This is a genomic window from Oceanicola sp. S124 (assembly GCF_000220565.1).
GTDB lineage: Bacteria > Pseudomonadota > Alphaproteobacteria > Rhodobacterales > Rhodobacteraceae > Pseudooceanicola.
Genome location: NZ_AFPM01000166.1, coordinates 1 through 3,754, shown reverse-complemented (window position 1 = coordinate 3,754; position 3,754 = coordinate 1). Strand labels below are relative to the sequence as shown.

Sequence of the window (3,754 nt, the reverse complement as noted above, 5' to 3'; positions counted from 1 at the left end):
ACCTGCTGGCGGCAGAGTTCGGCCTGACCTGGGACGAGCTTCAGGCGCGGATGCGCAACCTGCCGCGCCAGGGCGAGGCCTTCGCCCGCGTCTCGGCCTGGATGGCCGAGATCGAGACCCGCGGCGAGGTCGAGCGGCTGGACGTGGAACTGGCCTGGCAGCAGGTCGCCGCCGGTCTCTGGCGGAGCACACCGCGCGCCCATCCCGCCATCGCCGCCCATGAGATCCAGTACCACCTGTCCAGCTATGTGCCGCAGGTTCAGGGGGCTGTGCCGGCTGTTGCCGCGCTTGCAGCTTTCGTGCCCGCACCGGCGCCGAGGCCCGTGGCGCAGGACCGCCAGACCGTCTCGGTGCCGCCGGGGGCGGCGCAGAACGGCCGGCCGGGGCTGTCGGTCAATGTCGAGACGCTGCACCTGAAGGTCTGCGAGGGGGTCCGCTTCACCGTGCAGAGCGACCAGACCTGCCTGCTGGACGTGATCTATCCCGACAGCTCGGTCGGCACCTTCTTCCGCCTGTCCGAAACGGCCATCGGCAACCCGGTCCTGCAGGCCGGAGAGATCCGCCAGATCCCGCAGCCGGGGCGCGAGCTGCAATCGCATACACCCTCGACCGGCGTCGACATCGCGGTGAACTGCTATCCCGGCCTGACCAGCTACGACGAGCTGGGCACCGACCTGATGAAGACGCTGGAACAGTACCAGCAGGGCGCGCAGACCAAGAACTTCTCGGAGGTGGTCAGCACCGTCACCGCCCAGACCCTGGCGCCGGTGACTGCCAGCGGCCACCCCGATCCGGTGGCGCAGTCCAGGGTGCCGATCACCTCGGTGCTGCGCTTCACCATCGACGAGGACCGCTCGGCGCTGGATGCCAATGGGCTCTGCCTGCAGTAGCGCGCGGCCGAGGCCAGACCTTCCCGCCGCGGCGCCCTGCCGTGGGGGGCCAACCATCGGCCTGCCGGGGATCTTCCCCGGCGGGCCGGATTGCAAGGGGCCGCCGGGACAGGCGCGCACGCCCCGTACCAAGACCGACCCGGCCCCCACGCCCGGACCTGCGGGGGCGCTGCCCTGGGAGAGGACGACGATGAAGACGATGATCCGGCACCTGTGCAAGGTGACCCCTGCTTTCGCTGCCGCGCTGCTTCTCATGCTGCCGTCGCCCGTGCGGGCGCAGGACGTGGCCTTCAAGAACTTCTCGGAGGTGCGCGTCACCGGTCCGGTGAGCCGCCAGAGCAGCGCCGACAACTATGCCCTGATCATCTACAACGCCAACTACGACGATGACGCGATCAGCGACCTTGCAGTGACCGAGCTTGACGCCCGCGCCATGGAAAAGCTGTTCCTCGACATGGGCTATCCGGCCGAGAACATCATGGTCGTCGGTGACGGCACCAAGCGCGACATCGAGGACCAGATCTTCTTCTTCACCGAGAAGCTGGATGCCGACAGCTCGGTGGTGATCTACTACTCGGGCCACGGCATCACCTTCGACGGCGATCCCTCGAACTACATCGTGCCGGTCGACATGTCGGCGCAGTCCCAGGGTGCCAGCGTCGCCACCCGCGAGGCCTACTTCAAGCGCCGCGCGGTGAACTTCAACCGCGACGTGCTGGGGGTGATCAAGAACGCCGGACCGAAGGGCGTGGTGGTCTTCTACGACGCCTGCCGCAACTCGCCGCTGGCCTCGGCGGATCCGACCAAGGCGGTCGGGCAGGAGCAGGGCTTCGTGCCCGCCAAGGTCGAGGGCACGGCGATCTTCTATTCCGCCCGCAACGGCGAGACCTCGCTGGCCGCCCTGTCCAATGACGACGACGTGCGCCTGTCGGTCTATACCCGTGTGCTGGTCACCCAGCTGTCGCGCAACCCCTCGATCCGCCTGTCGGACCTGCACCGGGAACTGCAATCCTCGGTCGCCCGCATGGCGCGCAACAAGCCCGGCGGCTCGCACAGCCAGAACCCGGTGATGGAAAACGGCCTCGACTACTCGCGCTCGGAGCGCAACGAGTTCTGCCTGGCTCTGGCCGATGTGAACGGGGTGCAGGGCTGCACCGGCCCCGATGGCGTGCCAGAGCCGATCGCGCCGGGCGACCTGTCGCAGGTCTGCACCGAGGCGCCGATCCGTGGCCGCGTGGCGCTGATCCCGACCATCGCCCAGGCCCGCGAGGAACGCGACCGCTATATCCAGTGCGACGACCTGCGCGACGAGATCAACGCCCGCATCGCCGCCCTGGCCTGGGAAGAGACCAAGGCCGAGAACACCTGCGCCTCCTACCGCGCCTACCTGCAGTTCCATCCCGACAGCGTGCATGCCGAGACCGCCCGCCAGAAAGAGGCCGAGGCCTGCCGCCAGATGACCCAGGCCGAGATCCGCGCCCATGTCGTCACCTGCGAGACCACGGCCGCCCGGCTGGGCTTCGCCAGCCTCGGGATGCAGCAGCCCGAGATCGAGGCCGCCGCCCAGAGCTGCGCCATCGCCGCCACCGACCCTTCGGTGGACGGCCGCCAGATCAGCTTCCACCACGCGGTGATCATGCTGGCCCTCGGCCAGAGCGAGCGGGCGCTGGATGCCCTGAAGTTCGCCGCAGGCACCGTGCCTGCCGCTGCGTTGAAGCTGGGCGATACGCTTTCGTCGGAAGACATCCCGCTGCCGCAGCGCGACCTGCCCGAGGCGCTGTTCTGGTACGAACGCGCGGCGTCGTCTTCCTCGGTTTCGGCGGATGACCAGCGGCGTGCCCTGTTCCGCGTGGTCGAGCTGCAGAACGAGATGGGCAACCCCTCGGCGGCCATCGACGCCTATGGGCTGCTGATCCAGCGTGCCACCCAGGCCCGTCCGATCCTGGCGCACCTGCGCCAGTTCCCGGAAGGGGCGGCGGGGCGGCTCTCGCCCTCGGATGTCTACGAGCTGCTGTTCTTCCGCTTCCCCGACGGGGCGCTGGCCTACCAGATCGGCGAGGCCTGGGAGACCGGCGTGCATGGCGGCGCCAACATGGAGCAGGCCCGCATCTGGTACACCCGCGCCCAGGAGCGCGGCTATGCGCGGGCGCAGGGCAAGCTGGACGACATGGGCGGTGGCAGAGGGGGCGGCGACGGCACGACGCTGTGGGACGCTCTGATCGCCTGCCTCGAGCGGGCCGAGCAGCGCGCCCCGGATGACGAGGCGCGGCTGCAACGCGGCCTGGCCTGCACGGATGACTACCTGTCGCGCGCCGACCGCTCCAACCCCGACCGGCCCCAGGTCGAAGAGCACCGCGAGGCGCTGGAGGCCGAGCTGGCCAGCTACCAGCAGCCCGCCGACAACGGTCTGGGGCGCTTCCTGGGCACCAAGGGGGGCGGAGAGGAGAGCCACCCCGTCGCCGATCCATGGGAGGCCCGCAACGGCACCTATTCGGGCCTGCGCGGCTACACCGACAGTGGCCGGCGCAGCCCCAATGCCGAATGTCTCGACCGCTATGGCTTTACCGCCGAGGTGCACGACGGCACGATCAGCTTCTGGTCTGACAATCGCACCTTCACTGGCCAGCTCGATCTTGACGGCAATATCGTCATCGACCGCAACGGCCTGTCGCCGCGCTCGAAGACCGAGTTCTGGATCCAGGGTCACGTCGGCAATGCGCGGATGTACTCCGGCTACTGCGGCAACGGCTATTTCCGGCTGACCGGCTACTAGGCGGGCGATAGGCTGGCCCGGGGGCGGAACAGGCCGGTGCCGTGGCGGGTTTTTGCCCTCCGGGGCCGGTTGTCGGACCTGAGCCGCCCCG

Annotated in this window: 2 protein-coding genes; both read left to right on the top strand. The window is 69.2% G+C overall.

Features of this window, described 5'->3' with window-relative positions; all coding sequences use genetic code 11:
- Positions 1 to 890 (top strand): hypothetical protein (locus OS124_RS27450; RefSeq protein ID WP_040607089.1); only part of this gene is annotated, 890 nt, incomplete at its 5' end.
- Between the two features lie 190 nt (positions 891 to 1,080).
- Complete coding sequence (locus tag OS124_RS24465) at positions 1,081 to 3,663, top strand: caspase family protein (protein WP_010139821.1); 2,583 nt, start codon at positions 1,081 to 1,083, stop codon at positions 3,661 to 3,663.
- The last annotated feature ends 91 nt before the right edge of the window (positions 3,664 to 3,754 follow it).